The organism is Nocardia sp. NPDC060255, assembly GCF_042727395.1.
In the GTDB taxonomy this organism is placed as follows: Bacteria; Actinomycetota; Actinomycetes; order Mycobacteriales; family Mycobacteriaceae; genus Nocardia.
The window spans coordinates 162,672-182,833 of record NZ_JBHXAU010000007.1 but is presented as its reverse complement, the minus strand read 5'-3'; the positions used below and the strand labels follow the sequence as shown (position 1 = coordinate 182,833).

At 65.8% G+C, this 20,162-nt stretch carries 14 protein-coding genes; 6 read left to right on the top strand and 8 right to left on the bottom strand.

What is annotated here, in order from left to right; all coding sequences use genetic code 11:
* Positions 1-170 precede the first annotated feature (170 nt).
* From ACFWF1_RS16185 to ACFWF1_RS16165, 5 genes are all read right to left on the bottom strand, one after another.
* Positions 171-3,095: a BTAD domain-containing putative transcriptional regulator gene (locus ACFWF1_RS16185; protein WP_379282763.1), complete on the bottom strand. Its 2,925-nt coding sequence runs from the start codon at positions 3,093-3,095 to the stop codon at positions 171-173.
* A 100-nt stretch (positions 3,096-3,195) separates the two neighbouring features.
* Complete coding sequence (locus tag ACFWF1_RS16180) at positions 3,196-4,509, bottom strand: hypothetical protein (protein WP_379282762.1); 1,314 nt, start codon at positions 4,507-4,509, stop codon at positions 3,196-3,198.
* A gap of 65 nt (positions 4,510-4,574) precedes the next feature.
* Complete coding sequence (locus ACFWF1_RS16175) at positions 4,575-5,384, bottom strand: ESX secretion-associated protein EspG (RefSeq protein ID WP_379282760.1); 810 nt, start codon at positions 5,382-5,384, stop codon at positions 4,575-4,577.
* On the bottom strand, positions 5,381-7,987 hold the full coding sequence (locus tag ACFWF1_RS16170) for a hypothetical protein (RefSeq protein ID WP_379282759.1): 2,607 nt from the start codon (positions 7,985-7,987) through the stop codon (positions 5,381-5,383). Before ACFWF1_RS16170 ends, ACFWF1_RS16175 begins: the two co-directional genes overlap by 4 nt.
* Positions 7,988-8,129: 142 nt before the next feature.
* Positions 8,130-8,627: a YbaB/EbfC family nucleoid-associated protein gene (locus ACFWF1_RS16165; RefSeq protein WP_379282757.1), complete on the bottom strand. Its 498-nt coding sequence runs from the start codon at positions 8,625-8,627 to the stop codon at positions 8,130-8,132.
* Positions 8,628-8,941: 314 nt separating this feature from the next.
* Here ACFWF1_RS16165 and ACFWF1_RS16160 point away from each other — a divergent pair, with 314 nt between their 5' ends.
* Genes ACFWF1_RS16160 through ACFWF1_RS16145 form a run of 4 tightly spaced genes read left to right on the top strand, consistent with a single transcriptional unit; the run spans position 8,942 to position 14,450 of the window.
* A complete protein-coding gene (locus ACFWF1_RS16160; RefSeq protein WP_379282756.1) occupies positions 8,942-10,342 on the top strand; it encodes a class I adenylate-forming enzyme family protein in 1,401 nt (466 codons plus the stop codon).
* A gap of 9 nt (positions 10,343-10,351) precedes the next feature.
* Positions 10,352-11,932, top strand: coding sequence for an NAD(P)-binding domain-containing protein (locus tag ACFWF1_RS16155; protein ID WP_379282754.1), 1,581 nt, complete (start codon positions 10,352-10,354; stop codon positions 11,930-11,932).
* Positions 11,929-13,041, top strand: coding sequence for an alpha-hydroxy acid oxidase (locus ACFWF1_RS16150; protein WP_379282753.1), 1,113 nt, complete (start codon positions 11,929-11,931; stop codon positions 13,039-13,041). Before ACFWF1_RS16155 ends, ACFWF1_RS16150 begins: the two co-directional genes overlap by 4 nt.
* Positions 13,038-14,450 (top strand): cytochrome P450, encoded by a 1,413-nt coding sequence (locus ACFWF1_RS16145; RefSeq protein WP_379282751.1) that lies wholly within the window; start codon positions 13,038-13,040, stop codon positions 14,448-14,450. The genes ACFWF1_RS16150 and ACFWF1_RS16145 overlap by 4 nt, the downstream gene beginning before the upstream one ends.
* A gap of 177 nt (positions 14,451-14,627) precedes the next feature.
* On the opposite strand, the gene ACFWF1_RS16140 is transcribed toward ACFWF1_RS16145, so the two are convergent.
* Together ACFWF1_RS16140 and ACFWF1_RS16135 are read right to left on the bottom strand one after the other, a co-directional pair.
* Positions 14,628-14,834 (bottom strand): hypothetical protein, encoded by a 207-nt coding sequence (locus tag ACFWF1_RS16140; RefSeq protein WP_379282750.1) that lies wholly within the window; start codon positions 14,832-14,834, stop codon positions 14,628-14,630.
* Positions 14,831-15,076 (bottom strand): hypothetical protein, encoded by a 246-nt coding sequence (locus tag ACFWF1_RS16135; protein ID WP_379282749.1) that lies wholly within the window; start codon positions 15,074-15,076, stop codon positions 14,831-14,833. The genes ACFWF1_RS16140 and ACFWF1_RS16135 overlap by 4 nt, the downstream gene beginning before the upstream one ends.
* 182 nt (positions 15,077-15,258) lie before the next feature.
* Between ACFWF1_RS16135 and ACFWF1_RS16130 the strand changes: the two genes are divergently transcribed.
* Both ACFWF1_RS16130 and ACFWF1_RS16125 read left to right on the top strand, forming a co-directional pair.
* Positions 15,259-16,410: a helix-turn-helix domain-containing protein gene (locus ACFWF1_RS16130; protein ID WP_379282748.1), complete on the top strand. Its 1,152-nt coding sequence runs from the start codon at positions 15,259-15,261 to the stop codon at positions 16,408-16,410.
* Positions 16,411-16,519: 109 nt separating this feature from the next.
* Positions 16,520-17,080 carry a hypothetical protein gene (locus tag ACFWF1_RS16125; protein WP_379282747.1) on the top strand — a complete coding sequence of 187 codons (561 nt, stop codon included), beginning with the start codon at positions 16,520-16,522 and terminating at the stop codon, positions 17,078-17,080.
* 21 nt (positions 17,081-17,101) lie between these two features.
* On the opposite strand, the gene ACFWF1_RS16120 is transcribed toward ACFWF1_RS16125, so the two are convergent.
* Positions 17,102-20,116 (bottom strand): alpha-mannosidase, encoded by a 3,015-nt coding sequence (locus ACFWF1_RS16120; RefSeq protein ID WP_379282746.1) that lies wholly within the window; start codon positions 20,114-20,116, stop codon positions 17,102-17,104.
* Between the last annotated feature and the right edge of the window lie 46 nt (positions 20,117-20,162).

Genomic DNA, 20,162 nt, shown 5'->3' with positions numbered 1-20,162 from the left:
GATCATAGTGCCGATGGCCGGGCTGGAAGATCGTGATGTGTCAAGCCTACAAACATCTTTCGAACTCCCGCACCGCGGGAATCACGGACCAGGTGGCGGCAAACCGGGCGCCGCTCATGCGGCTGCCCGGTCACGGAACCGGCGGGATCGCCACCTGAGGCAGCCACCGGTCATTTGCATTGGCGGAGGGCGAGGGCGGTGGTGGCGGAGCCGACGGCGGTGCGGCGGGGTGGGGGGATGTCGGGGAGGGCCAGGCCGATGCGGCGGCTGGATTGGGCGACCTTGCGGAGGATGGGTTCGGCCTCTTCGGCGGAGCCTGCGGCGGTCAGGGCGTAGCTGTAGACCCACATGGCGCGCAGGCGGCGCACGATGGCGGAGACCTCGGTGAGGGCGCGGACGGCTTCGGCGGCGATCGGCACCGCGGCCTCGGCGTCGCCGCTGTAGAGGGTCACCTCGGCCAAGCGGGCCAACGCCCAGCCTTCCTGATGCCTGCGGCCGTCGCGGCGGGCCACCGTGAGTGCTTGCTCGCACAGCTCCTTGGCTTGCACGGGATCGCCGCGCTGCAACGTGGCGAATCCCAACTCGTGCAACGCCATCGACTCGAGCCGGAGGCTGCCGACCTGTCGCGCGATGTAGAGCGCATGTTCGGCGGCTTCGACAGCCTCCGGCCAGCGCCGGGCGTTGCAGAAGGCGCGGGCGAGCGTCGCCCAGCTCATCCCCTCGCTCCACTGATTGCTTTGCTGCCGTCCCATCTCGATGGCACGCCGGTAGTGCTCGACGGCGACGTCCACGTTCTCCTGATAGGCCATGGCCGTGCCGAGCATCTGCTCGGCGATGATGGCACCCGCCCCGTCACCCAGCTCCCACAGAATCGCACCGGCGTTGCGAAGGGTGCGCGCGGCACTCAGATCCGCCATGCCGACCAGCCGGGCGACGGCGGCGGCCAGTTGCGCCCTGGCCATGGTCCGCTGATCGCTGTCCGCTTCGGCGGCCCGGCTCAGCAGCTCGAGCACCTGCGCCACCTGGGGCAGGTGCGCGCCCGCATCACCACCCACGGCCAGCGACAACGCGAGATCGACTGCGAGCGTACGGGTTCGGGCATCGCCCTGTTCGGCAACCTGTCGATAGAGGGCGACCAGCCCGAAGCGCTCCGCCTGCGCCCACACCGCACACTGCCGTTCGTCGATGAACCGCTGCCCAGCCGAGTCGGTACTGGCGTAGTAGTGGGTGCCAACGCCCGGATCACGCAGTTCGACAATGTTCTTCGCGCTGGCCAGATAGAAATCCATCACCCGGCACAGCGCCCGCGGCCATTCCTGCTGCTGCGAAAGGTCGGCCGTCCCGCGAGCGAACAGCCGCAACAAGTCGTGGTAGCGGTAGCGACCCCGTTCCGGTGTCTGCAACATGCCCAGGTCAACCAGGGTTTCGCAGAGCCGCTCGGCCTCGATCCGATCCCGGTCCAGCAGGGCGGCAATGGCGGCGACCGACAGATCGGGTGCCTCAGAGAACGCGACGAGCACAAACGCCCGCGCCAGCTCGGGCGCGAGCAGCCGGTAACTTTCCCGGAATACCAATTCCACACTGGTATTGCCGATCGCGAGTTCGGCCAGCCTGCCGCGCTCGTCGGCCAGCCGGTCGGCCACCGCGGACAGCCGCCAGGTCGGCCTGCTCGCCAACCGCGCCCCGGCGATGCGCAGCGAGACGGGCAGATGCCCGCAGGCTCGCAGAATCTCTTGTGCCGCTTCGGGTTCGGCCGACATTCGCCGCGCGGACACCGTGCGCTCCAACAAGGTCCACGCCTCGTCCGGGGTGAGCACATCCAGCGGAACCAGCCGCGCACCGAACAATTCCGCCAGACTCGAACGGCTGGTTACAAGCACGGCCGCCGTACCCGTACCGGGCAGCAAGGGAGTCAAATGCTCGACATCACGCGCATTGTCGAGCACCAGCAGCATGCGCTTGCCCGCTACGGTGTTGCGCCACAGCGCCGTTCGCTCCGCCAGGTCCGACGGCAGCTCGCCCGGCTCGATACCGAACGCGCGCAAGGCGACCGCGAGCAGCATGTCGGCCGTGCGCGGATGCTCGTCCATCCCGCCGAGGTCGAGATGCAGCAACCCATCCGGATAATGCTTCCGTACGCGATGCGCGAGATGCACTGCGAGCGTGGTCTTTCCGACACCGCCGAGCCCGGTGATCGCGATCACCTGACGGCGGTCGGAGTCCGCCTCCAACACCTCGATCAACTCGTTGGCCAGCTGTTCTCGTCCGACGAAGTCGGCGATGTCGGAGGGCAGCTGTTCCGGGACCCGTGGCGCATCGAATTCCGCGGCGATCTGCATCATTTCGTTAGTGGCGGCGGGCAGCTCCGCCGACAGGATCTGCTGATGCAGCCGAACCAGCTCGGGCCCCGGTTCGAGGCCGAGCTCGTCGGCGAGCAACCGGCGCGCGTTCCGATACACCTCGAGCGCCTCGGCCCGCCGCCCACTGCGGTGCAGCGCGACCATCAGCAGTTCGTGCCACCGCTCCGAGTGCGGTTCGGCCGCGACCAGCGCCTCCAACTCCGCAACGGCGGCCGAATGCCGACCGAGGTCCAGCGCTACCGCCATCGCGACCTCGTACATGGACAAGCGCAGCCTGCCGAGCCTGGATCGTTCTCGTTCCGCCCACGGTCCAGGCAGACCGATCATCGGGTCACCGCGCCATAGTTGCTGCGCCGCCGTAAGTTTGGCGTCCGCCTCCTCGATCGCACCCGAACGCCGATCGGCTTCCGCGCCGGCGATCAGCCCCTCGACCGCGACGACGTCGAACTCCACCGTGATACCGAGCCGATACCCACCACGGGTCGAATCGAGCCACTCGGTCCCGGCACCAGTATGCCCGTGCGCATCGAACTGCCGACGCAGCGCGAGTATGTGATTGCGCAGCACACTCGGCGCCGATTTCGGCGGCTGGTCGGCCCACAGACGGGCAGCCAACTGCGTCGTCGACAGGGTGCGCGCCGGTTCGGCCGCGAGCATGGCCAGCACCGCAAGCAACTGCGGCGCCGCGATATCGAGCTGCTGGTCCCCCAGCCACACCTCCACCGGCCCCAACATGCGTAGTCGAAGTACCTCTGGCCCCACCCCGTCGATACCTGAGCACTGCTGCGGCGCCAAAAAAATCCCTCACATTCGACCTGGCCAATCCGACCGCAGTTTACTTCCGATCGAGAATTTTGTCCGATCGCTCAAACCGCGAAGCCTGCTGCGCCTCGGGCACCTTGGTCACCAAGCCCGCCAGCGACAGCTGGTACAGCGCGCCGTCGATATCGTCGTCCGGGTCGTCGAACAGGGCGGTCAAGGTATCGCGGGTGACCACACCCGCCGCTGCGGCGGCCACCAGAGTCGCTGCGGCGGTGCGCACCTCGTGACCAGGATCATCGCCGAGCACGCCGCACACCACGTCGATCACGGTCTCGTCGGTCCAGATACCCGGCACCGCCGCACTGAGCTGATCCGCGGACGGTGAATCACCGCGATACCAGCTGCCGTCCTCCCACCAATAGCAGAACGACATCAACCCGCGCGCCGCACGGGGATTCAGCACCTGGTTGGCCACCCAGTCCGGAGCTCCGGCGTACAGATCAGGGAGCCCGCTGCCCGCGTGATAGGCCGCCGCTAATTCCGGGGCGTTCCACACACCTCCCGAAAGTGCCGCCCGACCACCGGGCAGCACATACAACGTGGCACCGCTGCGCGCCGCGCCCTCGAAAACGCCGAGCGCGGGCTGGATTCGCGGACCCCACTCCGAGCCGACGGCCACGAAGGCCGCCGCGATCGTCGCCCAGCGGGCCCACAGCACGGGCAGCGCCGGGAAGTCGTCCACCGACCGCACCGCGGCAACGCCCGCCGCCAGGTCGGCCCTGGCCTGCGCCGCGGCCTGCTGCGGCGCCCGCCACTGCCGATTGTCGTGACCGAGATAGGCGGCCAACCACACCGGTAATCGTTGGCGCGGAAACGTTTCGAGATCGGCCAGGTACGCCTCGGGCGCCAGCAGATGCTCGTCGGGGAACGGCTCGTCGCCGTAGTCGTAGTCGAGCTCCACCTGACCGCTGACATCGAACTGGATCGCCATCCGCCACCAGGGCCCGTCGCCGAGCGGCGCCGAAACCTCGCGCTGCCATCGAACCAGTTCCATGATCTCGTCCGACGGCTCGATGCTCGCCACCCGACCGGCGTCGTCGTAGTAGAGGACGGTGCGCGCGCCCCCCGCGACGGTCAGCGCGAAAACAGCCGTCATCCGCTGCCAGCCCGCTGGGCCGACGACCGCCAACTCCTGAGCGACCCGGTGGGCCAGCACGACGGCCTGATCTTCGACCGACGGCTCGATCGCCGCCGAATCCGGCTCCGGGACAGGCGACTCCGATGTCTCCAGGGATACCGAAGGCGACGGCTCGTTGCCATCTATCCGGAAGGCCACGTCCGGCGCAGCACCGGTCGACGCCGCCGCGTGCTGTTGTGGATCGGTCATCTAGTCGGATCCTCCTCATCGCTGCCGCGACAGCCCTTCCAACGCAACGGGTTACGAACCAACGGCTAGTACCGGTCGTCGGGACGCCCTGACTCCCAGTGTGTTTCGAGGCGTCGCATCAGGTTGTCGATATCGGCTCGGATCCGCTCGATCAGCATCTCCCGGCTGGCGGCGACGGCGACCGGTGCCGCGTCCAGCGCCATCACGTAGCGTCCGTCGCCCGCCACGTCCCGCCACATCATCGCCGTCTCGTGAATCCCCCGTGGCCCGAACTTCGACCGGCCCTGCACCACGGTGATCGCGCCCGTCCGCACGGCACGCTGCTGAAAGAAGTGCTGCGTCCGGTAGACCGGCGCGTCCTCGCGGTCGTCTTCGACGTAGCTGCGGCCTGTTGCCGGCGTGACGTGTTCGGCCGAGTCGGTCACGATCGGAATGTCCGGCAGCCGGCCCGCCTGCATCGGCGGGAGCGCGTCGATGACGGCGGTGGCCAGCCGCCGCGGGTCGCATTCGGTGATCGTGAACGCCGAAGTGTCGTAGGTGAGCAAGGTGGGTGCCTGCTCGAAGAGGTACGCGAGCGCGCCGGCCCGCGCGGCGTGCAGGCGCTGCTCCTTGGCCATGTTGTACATGTCCAGCTCGTCCCAACTACTGACTCGCACAAACAGTTCGGGCGCGCGTAGCACCTCCAGGACACTGTCGAACGAGCCGTCCAGCCGGGGCCGCAGCTCTTCCCATGCCACGCGTTTGCGACGTTCCAGTTCGTCGACCGTGATCTCCTCGTCGGACACGAACTGGAACGGCCGCGGCAGCGAACCGCCGCGATAGTGATCGCACAGGACGATGAATTCGAGCGCGGTGAACTTCCATTGCCGGGTCACGGCTCGATCACCGGCCGCGACCGCGCGATGTCCGGACCGAGGGCCTCATCCAGGTTGGTTACCGAGTCCAGGAATTTGCCCCGCTTGTACTCTCCGCCTGCCTGCTGCGCGCCGGGGCCGGGACCGGGCCCCATCGGCATACCCGGCGAGCTCGCCCCGGGCCCCGAGGTCAGGCGTCCATCCGTCTGTGACTGAATTGCCGCTCGCGGGAACAACTTCGACGACTCCGACGGATTCGAGTGCGCATTGACCGGCGGATTCAGCTCCGTGCCCGGACCAGGACCGTGGCCGGGACCAGGACCGCCGGGGAGTCCGGCACCACTCTTGAGAGCCGACGCCAAATCGCCCGGCAGCGCATTGTCGATGTTCATGGGTTGCAGTTCGCCGAGACCCGGGATACCGAGCATGCCGTTGGACGCCAGATTCGCGAGAATGTCGGTGCCGGACTTGACGACATCGCCAATAGTCTTGACGACCCCGTTCAGTCCGTCGGCCAACGTCTTCAGCAGATCCGCGCCGCCCGGCGTCTGCGACAAGGTCTGGCCGAGGTTCTTCAGCGTTTCCGGACTCAGATTCCGCAGCGTTTCCGGGTCCAGGTTCTTCAGCGTTTCCGGGTTCAGGTTCTTCAACCCATCGGGGGTGAGACCGCTCAGAATGTCCGACCCGAACTTCTTCAGCTGCTCCGGACTCAACTTCGACAGCAGATCGGCACCGAGCTTCTGCAATCCCTCCGGCGTCATCTGCTTCAGCAAATCCGGACTCAGGCCACCGAGTAGATCCGCGCCGATCTTCTGCAGCGCCTCCGGGCTCAGATCCTTCAGCGGATTCTCGCCATTGAGCAGCTTATTGAGCACGTCCTGAGGTGAACCCTTAGGCGGCTGACCACCATTGGGCTGCTTGGGATCGTTCGACTGCTGCGGATTCGTTTGGACCTTCTCCGGAACCTTCGGTGGGTTCTGGTTGGGGGCGCCGGGTCCACCGTAGGGCGAATTGCCCGGGCCGCCACTGGAACCCTCACCACCGCCCGGACCGCCCTTGGGCATGAAGCTGGCCAAATCAGGCATCTGGGGGCCCGGACCACTGGAACCCGAACCGCTGCCGGGGCCACCCTTGCTGCCGCCCGGGTTGTAGCTGGCCAGATCAGGCATTTGGCCGCCAGGACCGCCGGAACCCGAACCGCTGCCCGGACCGCCGCTGCCGGTCGAACCATTACCCGGGCCGCCGCTGCCGGTCGAATCACTGCCACCGTTCGCGCCGCCGCTGTTCCCGGACTTACCGTCGGTCAGGCCCTGCTTGTTGCCGTCTTGGAAGCCACCCTTGTAGTTGGGGCTGTTCTTGTCGATATTGCCGGGGCCGCCACTGCCGCTGTTTCCGGGGCCACCGCTACCGCTGTTCCCGGGGCCACCACTGCCGCTGTTCCCGGGGCCACCTGTGCCCTTACCGCCGGCGTCTTGCAGACCCTGCTTGTAACCGTCTTCGTAGCCGGCCTTGTATTCAGGACTGTTCTTATCGATGTTGTTTTTGTTTCCGTCACCATTCCCGTTGTTATTGTTATTGTTGTTTTTATCTTTATCTTTGTCTTTATCTTTGTCTTTATCCGGCGGCGGCGGAGGCGGAGGCGGGGGTGGCGGCGGCGGAGCCGCAGTGCCGCCGACGACGGTTATTACGGGCATCGCGCCTACGGAAGCTTTGATTCCGACAACATAGTATTTGTTGTAGGTTTCGCGATATGCACTGAGAACGTCACTACACGTTCCCCCGGTGTCCGCGCGCTCGCTTGGCAAGTTGCTATACGTGAGATTCAGCCACTGCGCGCAATACGTGAGATTATTACCGAGATCGACCAGACTGTTGGTGAACGGCTGCGTGTTGTCAGTGAAGCGCTGAATCGCTTTCATTGCCTGATCCGCACCGTTACTGTCCCACATTTCAGCCTTGACCCTTTTCAAGGCTGCGTTCAAGTCCGAGAAATCCTCGGTGAGCTTTCCGGCCATCCAACCATATCGGGCGCCCGTCTCATACGCTCGTTTGTCATGATCGGTCAGAGAATTATGCAATGCAATGAAATCATCTTCAGACCTGCCATCGTAAGATGTTATCGAGATGGTCGTCGGGGTATCGGCGACAGTTGGTTTCGGAGGATCCGGAAGGCTGCTGTTCGCCTTGAGCTCGATATCCTTCAGCAGATCGCCTCTCGGCGGCATAGAATCCATCTTCTGCAGGTCGCCGACCTTCTCGAGTACCGCTGTCGACTCGCCTTCGGCCCGCAGATAATTCCCTCCGGCACTGAGGAACGTGTCCCCCATATCCTCCAGGGTCCACTTCAACGTTTCCAACGCATCATAGACGAGGACACCCTTTTTATTGAAAAGTTCCGTCAGGCCTATTCCGCCCGACTCGAGCGACCAGTTCGTCATGCTGTTCATTTTGGAGTCATTGATGAAGTTCTGATACCACACCAATCGTCCGATCAGGTCGTGACACGCTTGTGCACAGTCGGCGAAAACCTTCGGATCGAGCTTCACCCCCTTGAAATTCAGCGAGTGGTTATCCGCTTTGGCGCGCAGACCTTTCCAGTCGTCGCGAACCGTTCCATCACCCATCTGAATTGCTCCTCGTGGTCTCCGACGTAGATCGCGACTTGATATCCCAGACCTCGGTCACGACACCGTCGAACCACGCACCACCCGCGAACCCCGGTCCGCGGAGCGCGAGCGGAAGATCCAGTCCCATTCCGCCGCAGCCTCAGGCGTCGTGATCGCTGATCATCGACCGACGGCTCTCGAAGCCGCGCTCAGCACCGAAACCGGAGCCCGCGTCCTCATCGCGCCGTTCCGGCGAATTGGGCGGCGCGACCGACGCGGGCGGCACCACCGGCAGCACGGACCCGAGGTCCGGGGCGCCCTCGATGAGATCGGACAGCCGCGGCAACTGCGATTTGTGCTCGCGCAGCGGCGCCAGCAGCTGCCGGGCCTGCTCGTTCACCTCTTGGGCGGCGGCTTGCACGGCCTCGGTCATCCCCGTGGCGATCTCGGCGTACGTCAGGTCGTCGATGTCGTCGGCGAACTCGGTGTCGATGAGAACGCCGTTGGCGTTGACGGTCACGCTGATTCGCTCGTCACACGCGGTGGCGGTAGCGGTGAGGCTGAACCGGTCCCGGTGAATCTTCGCGAGGCCCAGCATTTGCTCCTGCAGCGCTTCCATCATCATCGCGGCATCGGCTTGCAGCCGTTCGTTCGCCACCAGAAGCCTCCGCATCGTAGGTCGAGCTCGTATCGCAGCGCCGCGCTGAGCCCAGTTGTCACCCAGTGGCATTCAACACGGCCCGGGTAATTCGCGCATAAGCCAGCGCATAAGCGCGACGTAATCACCGGGTAGACGAGGACTTTCGGGGCAACGTGGTGCGGGTAACGTTCGGCGGGGAATCGATCTGGACGCATCGCCACGTGCCACCGTCGGCGAGCGGCCGGTGCGGGAGCTCGTACCGGCTTTGGCGGAGCGGCCAAACTTGTTGAATCTCAAAGTATCTCGAGGCCGGACTCACTATCATCTGTTCGGTGAGCTTTCCTGAGTCGATCGTGCAGGCACTGCATGCCGCTCCGGAAAAAGTGGTGGTCGAGCACGGTGCGCGCACGGTCACCCGGGCCGAGTTGGTCACCATGATGGGCCGGATCGCCGGGGGGCTGCGCAGGTCCGGGCTCGGGCCGGGACGTGGCGTTGCGATGGTCGTGGACGTCAGCGCCGAATCGCTGGCCGCATACCTTGCGGCGTACACCCTCGGCTGCCGTGTCATCGGCGTGCGGCCCGGCCTCAGCGAGCGACAGCAAGCCCATGTTTTGCGCAACGGTGTGGACGCCGTGCTGGACGACCAGCAGGTGGCGGCCCTGCTGCGCGGCCCAGCGAACTCGTTGACAATCGAAGCGCGACCGAGTGACATCGCCCGGGTGGCCTACACCAGTGGCACCACCGGCCTGCCCAAGGGCTGCGCGCAGACATATCGGGCGATGTCCGCGCATTGGTCCTGGGGCCATGAAACCTGGAGTCAGCACACCGCGGAATTGGCGGCCTGTGCCGAGCGCTACCTGCTGTTCGGCACGCTGGCCAGCGCGGTAGTGCAGGACTACCTCGCGCTGTGCCTGCTAGGCGGCGGCACCGCGGTGATCCCGGAACCCGACGGCACGCCGCTGTTCCCCGGCGTCATCGAGCGGCTGCGGATCACCGCCACGATCATGAACGTCCCCCGGCTCTACCAAATGCTGGGCGATCTGCGCGCCTCGCCGATGGACACCAGCAGCCTGCGCGCGATGGTGGTCGCCGGGTCGCCACTGACCGCACACCGGTTGACCGAAGCCGTGCAGGTGCTGGGCCCGGTGGTGCATCAGGCCTACGGGCAGACCGAAACCGGTGGTCTCACCGCGCTGACACCGCACGAGATCGGCGCGGGCGTGCTCACCTCGGTCGGCCGTCCGCTGCCCGGAGTGCGGGTCGACATCCGGGACAACGAGATCTACGTGCGCAACGACTACATGATGTCGGAGTACCTCGGCGACCCGGCGGAAACCGCCGATGTGCTCGTCGACGGCTGGATGCGCACCCGTGACCTGGGCTACCTCGACGACGACGGATACCTCTACCTGACCGGCCGGGCACGCGACGTCATCATCGTGGACGCGCTGCCGGTGTACGCCGGTCCCATCGAGCGAGTGCTGTGCGAGCATCCGGACGTCGACCAGGCATACGTCGTCGGCGCACCCGATGACCGCCGCGGCGAGGCCGTGCACGCCTTCATCGTGCCCCGCGCCGACCACGCGCCGGACTCGACCGTTTTGTCCGCCTTGGTGCGCACCGAACTCGGCGAGTCGAGCGTGCCCCAGACCTACACGGTGGTGCCGGACGCGCCGATCGCGGCGAGCGGCAAGCCGGACAAGAAAGCCTTGATGGAGCTGTATCGACGGTAGAACACGATCTTGGGAGGAACCTTGTCCGAACTCGACTACCTGGTGATCGGCGCTGGGCCGGCCGGTCTCCAGCTGGGCCACCACCTACAGCAGGCGGGCCGCGACTATCTGATCGTGGAAGCGGGCGAGGCCGCAGGCACGTTCTTCAGCAGATTCCCCCGGCACCGCAAGCTGATCTCGATCAACAAGGTCTACACCGGCTGGGACGATCCCGAGCTGAACCTGCGGATGGACTGGAACTCGCTGCTGGGCGGGCGGCCGTTCAAGGAATACACGCAGCGGTTCTTCCCCGCCGCCGATGATATGGTCCGCTACCTCGGCGATTTCGCTGCGGCACAAGGGTTGTCGGTCCGGTACAACACGCGCATCGAACGGATCAGCAGGCCGGACGTGTTCGAGGCGGTCGATCAGCACGGCGACGTGCTGCGTGCGCGACGATTGATCGTGGCGACCGGTGTCTCGAAACCCTATGTCCCCGCGATCCCCGGCATCGAGACGGCGGAGCTGTACAACGAAATGTCGGTGGACCCAACGGAATTCACCAACCAGCGGGTGCTGATCATCGGAAAAGGCAACTCCGCCTTCGAGACCGCCGACAACCTGATCGAGAACGCCGCCGTCATCCACGTCGCCGGGCCGCATTCCATCCGGTTGGCCTGGCAGTCGCACTTCGTGGGGCATCTGCGCGCGGTCAACAACAACTTCCTGGACACTTACCAGCTCAAATCGCAGAACGCGCTCCTGGACGGCAACGTCGTCGACATCGCCAGGCAGTCGGACTCGTCGTATCTGGTGACGGTGAGCTTCTCCCGGGCCGACGAAGTCACCAAGGACATCCGCTACGACCGGGTGATCGTGGCGACCGGGTTTCGGTTCGACGCCTCGATCTTCGCGCCGGAATGCCGGCCCGCCTTGGCGATCAACGACCGATTCCCGGCGCAGACCCCGGCCTGGGAGTCGACCGATGTGCCCGGCCTGTACTTCGCGGGCACGATCACCCAGGAACGCGATTTCAAGAAGTCCACCAGCGGCTTCATCCACGGGTTCCGTTATGGCACAAGGGCATTGCACCGAATCCTGGAGCAACGTCACCATGGGCAGATATGGCCGCACCGCGCGCCCGCGGGGACCGCGGGCGAGATAGGTGAGGCGATCCTGGCGCGAGTGAACCGGACCTCCGCGTTGTGGCAGATGTTCGGCGTTCTCGGCGATGTCGTCACGCTGACCGCGGCCGGGTCGGCACGGTATTGGGAGGAGCTACCCGTCGATTTCGTGGCGGACGCCGTCGCCGCGGATTTCTTCGGCGAGGTGGACACCTACCTGGTGGTCACCCTGGAGTACGGCAAGGACCACGACCGACTGGACCCGTTCGATATCAACGGCAGGCGCATCGCGCAGTCCGATGCCGAGCATGCCCTGGACGGCCGCTACCTGCACCCCGTGCTGCGGCAGTACCGCGGCGACCGGCAAATCGCCGAACACCACATCACGGAGAACCTCGAGAACGAGTGGACCGACGAAGCGACACACCGCAAGCCACTGCTCGACTTCCTCGACTCGGCACTGCGCGCGCCGGAGCTGACACCGTGACCACAGAGCACTCGCGAGCCGCGGAGGCGCGAGACGACACCTCGCCGGCCGTCCTCGAGCAGCGAGCCCGGGAACTGCTCGATCCGGCGCACTACGACTACTTCGCGGGCGGGGCGGGCGACGAGATCACCGTGGCCGACAACGAGCAGGCCTTCCGGCGGCTCGCACTGCTGCCCCGGGTGCTGCGCGACACCAGCGGCCGATCCATCGCGACGAGCTTGCTCGGCGATCCGAGCAGCATGCCGGTATTCGTGTCCCCCACCGCATTTCACCGGCTGGCCCACCCGGATGGTGAGCGGGCCACTGCCAGGGGCGTGGCCGCGGCCGGGCTCATCATGATCGCCAGCATGGCCGGGACGGTCGCCATCGGCGAGGTCACCACCGCCGCGCGGGAGATCGACCGCGAGGCGCGCGTGTGGTTCCAGCTGTATCTGCAGCCCGAGCCGGAGGTGACCGAAGAGCTGGTCCGGCGGGCCGAGCGAGCGGGCTGCACGGCGCTGGTGGTGACCGTCGATTCCCCGGTGCACGGCCGCCGAGCCAGGGAAGACCGCCACGGCTTCCATGACCTGCCGCCGAATATGTGCGCGGAGAACATGCGAAATCTGCCGGGGGCGAACGGAAGTGGCGCCCGGCCGATCGCGATGACACCAGACTTCACCTGGGACCACCTGCACCGGCTGCGCGAGCTGACACAGCTTCCCGTTGTGCTCAAAGGGATCCTGCACCCCGACGACGCGCGGCTGGCGGTGCAGCACGAGGCCGACGCGATCGTGGTGTCCAATCACGGTGGGCGCCAGCTGGATCGCGCGGCCGCCGCCTTGGACGCGTTGCCCGCGATCACCGCCGCAGTGGCCGGGCGGATCCCCATTTTTCTCGACGGCGGCGTCCGGCGCGGCTCGGATGTGGTGCTGGCGTTGGCCCTCGGCGCCACGGCGGTCGGCGTGGGGCGACCGGTGTTGTGGGGCTTGGCCGTCGGCGGCGACAAAGGGGTCACCGGCGTGCTGAACACCCTGCGCTCGGAGTTCGAACACACGCTGACCCTCTGTGGGATAGCTGAACTGGCCGAACTGAACCGAAGCCTGGTCATCGCGCGAGGGGCGGAGCGATGACCAAACCGATGCCGGTACTGGCAACCGCAGGCGCACTATGGGCGGTATCCCGCTGGCTGCCACAGGCGGTGGTCGCACTGCGGGTCTGGATCTTCGCGAAAGTCAACGGCAGCAACGAGATCACGCTGCCCGGCGAACGCGGCGGCCCAGAACTGTTCTGGCGCCTGTACACCGACCCGGCGGCCAACGGCCGCAGCCGAGGAGCGGCCCTGTCGGACCTGTTCTGGTACTGGCTCGCACCAGGACCCGAAGTACACCAGGAGCACCTAGAAGACGGCCCACGCTACGACGAGGCGGCACGCACCACCCGCGCCGTATTGTCCATACCCACCACCGAGATCGAACAACTCGCCGACCGCTGCGCCCGCCGGATACTCGACGAATTGCCCACCCGCCCACTGACTCTGGTGCGACTACGCGATCTCATGATGCCCATCTGGGCAGAGTTCTTCTACGAGTTGGTCTTCCACGAACCCTGCCCACAAGCCGCCCGAGATCTCATCGTAGGCAACGCCGACGACGTAGTGACCTCGCTGAAATGCACCGGCCTACGCCACATGCGCCGCCGCCACCGCCTCACCCAATACCTACTCACCAGAATCGACGCCGACGAGGTCCCCCACCCCCTACCCACCTTGCTCAGCCGCCGCGAACGCGCCTACTACCTACAGGGCGCGTTCTTCAACACCGCTGTCGTCCAGATGTCCGAGGGCATGGCCCACCTCCTGCTCGCCATCGCACAACACCAAGACGTGCAGGACCGCCTCGCCGCCGAACCGAACACCCAATACCTAGATCACGTGCTGGACGAAACCCTCCGCCAGTTCCCACTTTTCGGCATCGCCCACCGAATCACCACCGACAACATCGACCTCGACGACGGCAACACCATCCCCACCGGAACAGTCCTGTGCTTCAACTACCCAGACTTCGAACGCACCGGCCACGAAAACCCAGACCACTTCGACCCCGACCGCTGGTCCACCCACCGCCCCAAAAACACCCACCACATCCCCTTCGGCGTAGCCGCCAACCGCCCCTGCCCCGCCTGGCGCCTCTCCCCGATCGCCATGCGAACAGTCGCCCGCACAGTCCTCGACCAATACCGCCTACACTCCTCCGTCTCCCACACCCGCTCCATCCCCCACCGCGCCCCCTGCCTACTCCTGTCCACCGATCACCCACCATCACCAATCCTGTTGCGCGCCAGCCTGACCGCCCTACGCGCACGAGACCGATTCGAAGACGTCTGGCGCGCCCTCACCCAACTCGTCCTCGGCACCTGGATGGTCCTCGACGCCCGCCGCCTACGCCTCTGCGCAACCTACTTCGCCACCCAAGACCCCGAACCAGCACCGACCTGCCCCGTAGCGCACTCACGCGAGTCTTCTGCCGCACCACCGCACTGACCGAGTGATGCTCAGCTGAACGGCACCGCGCCAAAGCGGTGCGGAGTTATGTAGATCCAATCTACGTAGATCGCATCTACATAGATTGGCTCTACGACCACGCAGCGACCGGCGCTGGCAATGAGCCCCGTGTTCAGTACCGCGCGAAACAGCCTTGGTCGTAACACTTTCGACAGGTCACCCGTCCGCCGGTTCGGGGAAATGGGGAATCGCAGGGCGACAAGTCTCGTGCCCCTCGATGCATTCATCCTGGATGCGTTGCCGGATGCCGTCGACAGTCCGATCCTTCGGGATCCGCTCCGGCCACAGGATTGCCAGTAGGCCGACCGCCAACGGCAGCGCGAACACGATGACCCATCCCAGCGTCACCCATCCGCCGCTCATCGGATCTCGGTGTCGCGCACGTCGATCGGGTCCACGTCGATCAGCATCGTGGCCAAGGTCGCCAGGACACTGATCACTTCGGCGCCCGGTTCTACATGGTCGTCCAAATCGACCGGCCAGCCGTCCGGGCCGACCTGCGACCAAGACCCGTCGCTGTGCTGGAGATACCGCGGACCGTCGTCCGGGGCCAGCGCCAGCTTCCGGGCGTTCTCGTCGTCATCGCGTCGCGCGGGAAGTTTCACAGCCCGCCCCTTCCGCCGTCAGGGTTGAATGGGCACCCGCCGCCGGAGAGCCGGTGCTGGGCGGTTCGATATCCGGCGGCGAGGCCATGAAAAAGACGCTAGGCGTGCGCTTTTAGACCTGTGGTCCTCTTGGCGTCCACAACCGTCTACAGCGAAGGTGACGCACGGCTACCGTGAGACGCATGGACCCCGGCGGGGAGAACGTCACCGGTGAACGGCTGCGTGCTGCGCGTGAGGCGGCCGGACTCAGCTTGTCCGCCATGGCCGCGCGCACGTACTACAGCAAGGCGTTGCTGGGGCTGCTGGAGACGGGACAGCGCACTGTCAGAGCCGAGCATGTGCGCGCGTACACCGATGTGCTGGGAGTCGGCTCGGCCTTGTTCGTCGAACCAGCCGATGGTGAACGGGCGGCGGCGGAATGGATGCAGCGCGCGGCAGCTTCGGATATCGGAGGCGACACCCTTGAACGGCTGGAACTCGCCGTTGACGACCTGGCCTCGGCTTATCCGACGACTGCGCCCGGTGAATTGCTCGTGCTCATCCGCCAGCACCTTGGCTATGCCGGACGACTCATGGACTCCCGCAAGACCCTGACCCAGCACCGCCGCTTACTTGTCGCGGTCGGCTGGTTGTCGCTGCTGGGCAGTACCTGCCATATCGACCTGGGTGACATCCCCGCCGCAGCGGGCCGAGGACACCTGGCGTGGAAGCTGGCCAACGAAACGCAGCACCCCGAGATCGCGGCATGGTGCATGGAAACACGAGCGTGGCAACAGTTGACAGACGGTGCGTTCATCGAAGCGGCGGAGCTGTCGCGCGCCGCGCAATCCCTTGCCCCAGAACGCAGTTCGGTCCATATCCAGGCGACGGCTCAGGAGGGCCGCGCGTTGGCACGGCTGGGAGACACCACAGGTACATATGCAGCGCTGCGCCGAGTCGCCCGGCTTGTGTCCGGACTCAGCGTTCCCGACCGGCCAGAACACCATTTCCGGTACGACCCGGCAAAGTCCGATGCCTACGTGACGACGACGCTGGCTTGGCTCGGTGATCCGGCGGCAGAGTCCTACGCCCGGCACGTCCTCGCGGATCTGTCCGGCGCGGCCGCTACCCGCCCGCGCCGGATCGCGATGGCGAGTCTGGATCTGGGCCTGGCGCTGGTCGCTGCCGACAAGCCCGATGAGGCTGCGGACGTCGCGCTCACCGTGGTGACGTCGGGCAACCTGGTGCCGTCGCACTACTGGCGTGTGTCCGAGGTGGTGTCTGGCATCGAGGATCGTGATGCGTCGGACGCCGCGGTGGTGCGCGGGGCATTCCGGGACACCTGCCGACAGTAGCCGTCGGTAGATGCGGGCCAGCGCTCAGCACGCTGTGGCTGGGATGCGGGAGAACTGACCCAGAACGCAGCGGCATCCGTCTATTCGCGAACGCCCTACGATCAGGTCTGTGGTGACTGTGGGTTTGACCGTCGGGCTGGCTTTCGTCGGCTACCTGGCGACGTATATCAACGGGTTACGCCTCGCCCAGCGGCAGGCTCGAATCGCGCGAATCAACCTGCAGCTGAGTGAGTTCTACGGGCCACTGTTCGCGCTGATGGAGACGAACAGCCGGACCTACGACGCATTCTTGGAGAAGTTCGAACGGGCCGACGGTACGGATCCCTTCTCCGCCGATACACCACCGAACGAGCACGAGCTCGCGGAGTGGCGGATCTGGGCAACGACCGTGTTCATCCCCAACATCCAGGCGATGCGCGACGTGATCGTCACCAAGTCCGATCTCCTGATCGAGCCGGAAATGCCCCCTGTCCTACTTCGGTTGTGCGCGCACGTATCCGGCTACGAAATAACCGCCGCACGTTGGACCGCAGGCAACTACGACGAACACCTCTCGATCATCCGTTTTCCAGGGCCAGAGTTACGCGAGTACACCGGTAGCCGATTCGCGCGGTTGAAGGGGGAACAGGCAAAACTCCTTGGGAAACAACGGCTTTTGGCCCGCAGATAGGCTGCACCCTGGGCTGACTCACTAGGCGACGGGTGCAGAGGAACGCGCGAATCGGAGGGTGACGAGTTGGAAGGGGCGCAGGTGCAAGCGAACCCCGGTGTCCTCTGAGGTTGCGGGGGTGTCCTCCTGCAGTGGACGTTCCAGCAGGTCGCAGGTCTCGAAACCGGTGAAATCGAAGCCGACGGTCACCAGCGCCGAGGCCCTACCACCATGTGCCTCATAGACTCTCAGCACGACGTCACCACTGCCGTCGTCCGCGAGTTTGACCGCGCTGGTCACCACGGCGTCGTTGTCGATGGTGAACAGCGGATCGACGGCCTCGGCTACGCCTGACCGCTCCGGCGTGAGGTTGATGCGGTAGCCCGCACGCACCGCGTCGCCGATCGATCCACCTGGAATCAGGGAGTGCCGGAAGCGGTGTGGGCCGTGGTCGGTCTGCGGGTCGGGGAAGCGCGGGGCCCGCAACAGCGAAGCCCGGACGGTGGTCGTTGTGCCGCCGTCGGCGCGGACCGTGCGGGTGACGTCGTGGCCGTAGGTGGCGTCGTTGACGAGGGCGACGCCCCAGCCGGGTTCGGCGAAGTGGATGAAGCGGTGGTTGCAGGCTTCGAACTTCGCGTATTCCCAGCTGGTGTTGGTGTGGGTGGGGCGGTACAGGTGGCCGAATTGGGTTTCGGAGGCGTAGCGGTCGGCGTGGATGTCCAGGGGGAAGGCGAGTTTGAGGAATTTCTCGGTTTCGTGCCAGTCGACGCTGGTGTCGATGTCCAGGGCGGCCGAGCGCAGGGTCAGGGTCTGCTCGACTTTGGAGGAGCCGAACGAGCGGCTGATTCGAATGCTGCCCGAATCTGGTTCCGCCGCAATGGCATCCACTTCGGTGAGATCGGTGACCCGGTTTCGGTAGAAGAGATCGACATCCCAGGCATCCCAGGAGTTCGGCAGATCCGGGTGCAACTGGAGCAGGTTCGCGACCGAATCCGGCGGCAGGGTCTCGCGTTGCCGCTCGAGGTCGAACACCGACACGATCAGGCCGCGCGCATCCACTTCGACCCGCAAAAGGCCGTTGTCGAGCACGAACCCGCCGCCTGTGCGCTCGGTCACCGAGCTCGGGTGATCCGACTGCTCGGGACCCGCGGCACCGGCCGGAACCGACCGCCACGTGTGCGGTGTCGGATTGAAGACGTTCGGTCCGGCCTGCGCACCGCCGAGCGCCCACTGCGACTGCTCGATGATCGTCGTGAGCTCCTCGGCCACCGCCGCGTACGTCTGCTCCGCCTCGCGATAAACCCACGCGATCGACGACCCCGGCAGAATGTCGTGGAACTGGTTCAGCAGCACAGTCTTCCAGAGCCGATCCAGTGCCGCGTACGGATAGGAAACGCCCTTCCGCACCGCCGCCGTCGCGGCCCACAGCTCAGCTTCCCGCAGCAGATGCTCACTGCGCCGATTACCTTGCTTCGTCTTCGCCTGACTGGTCAACGTGCCGCGATGCAACTCCAGATACAGCTCCCCCACCCACACCGCCGGATTCTCGTACTCCGCCTCGGCCTTGGCAAAGAACTCGGCAGGCTTGTCCCACACCACCTTCGGCGAACCCTCTAGGTTCTTCATCCTGGCGGCCTTCGCGACCATCTCCCGCGTCGTGCCACCACCGCCGTCGCCGTAACCGGTCGGCGCCAGCGACATCGACGCGCGCCCCTTCTCCTTGAAATTCCGTGCCGCGTGCGCGATCTCGCGCCCATGCATCGAGCAGTTGTAGGTGTCGACCGGCGGGAAATGGGTGAAGATCCGAGTTCCGTCGATGCCCTCCCACAGAAAGGTGTGGTGCGGAAACTGATTGATCTGACTCCAGGAGATCTTTTGTGTCAACAGCCATTTGGCTCCGGCGGCCTTGATGATCTGCGGCAGCCCGGCGGCGAAGCCGAATGTGTCCGGCAGCCAGGCCTCTTCGTTGTCGACACCGAACTCGTCGAGGAAGAACCGCTTACCGTGCACGAATTGCCGAGCCATCGCCTCGGAGCCCGGCATATTCGTGTCGGCCTCGACCCACATGCCACCGGCCGGGACGAACCGTCCCTCCGATACCGCTTTCTTGACTTTTTCGTAGACCTCGGGCCGATGCTGCTTGATGAAGTCGTATTGCGCCGCTTGGGACATCGTGAAGACGAACTCGGGTTCCTCGGCCAGCAACGCGGTCATGTTCGCGGTGGTGCGCGCGACCTTGCGCACCGTCTCGCGCAACGGCCACAGCCACGCCGAGTCGATGTGCGCGTGCCCGACCGCGAAGACCGTATGCGCGGACGGTATCGCCGGTTTCGCCAGCACATCGACCAGACAGGCACGTGCCGCCGCCGCGGTCGCGTTGACGTTCTGCAGATCGACGGCGTCGAGCGCCCGCTCGATCGCGCGGACGATGTCGTAGCGCCGGGCCGGATCCTCCGGCATCTCGTGCATCAGCTCGCCGAGCACCTCCAGATCCAGCACCAGCTGCCAGACCTCCTCGTCGAAAACCACGAGATCCATTCGGCCGAGCCGATATTGCGGCTCGGTACCGGCGGTGAGCTTGTCGCCGAGCGCGGTCGGCCCGAAGAACGGAATGACCGGATTCGACGCCGCCTCCACGTGCAACAGCACCTGCTCGCCACCGACCGCCGGAGCCGCCACCCGCACCCACTGGCTGCGCGGATGCAGACCCTTGACCGGCGATCCGTCCGGCCGATAAACCAGCCCCTCGCACTGGAAACCGGTCATGTTCGGATCGAAACCGATATCGATGATCGCCTCGACGGTCTTGCCCGCCCACTCGGCGGGCACAGTCCCCTCGACCGTGAGCCAGCTGGTCCCCCACGGCGCACCCCACTGGGCCCCGGATGAGATCGGCGTGCGTGGCGCGGCCAAACCCTCGGCAACCGGCACCGGCTCATCGGGCGCAACCCAGATGGACGCCGTCATCGGCACCGATTCCGGGTAGATCGCCGGCGCGATCCGCTCGTTGAGAACGCGCCCGAGGCGGTCCTCGATCAACCGACGATCATCATGCATGGCGGTGGCTCCGATCCGCATCGAGGACATGATCAACGAACTGCAC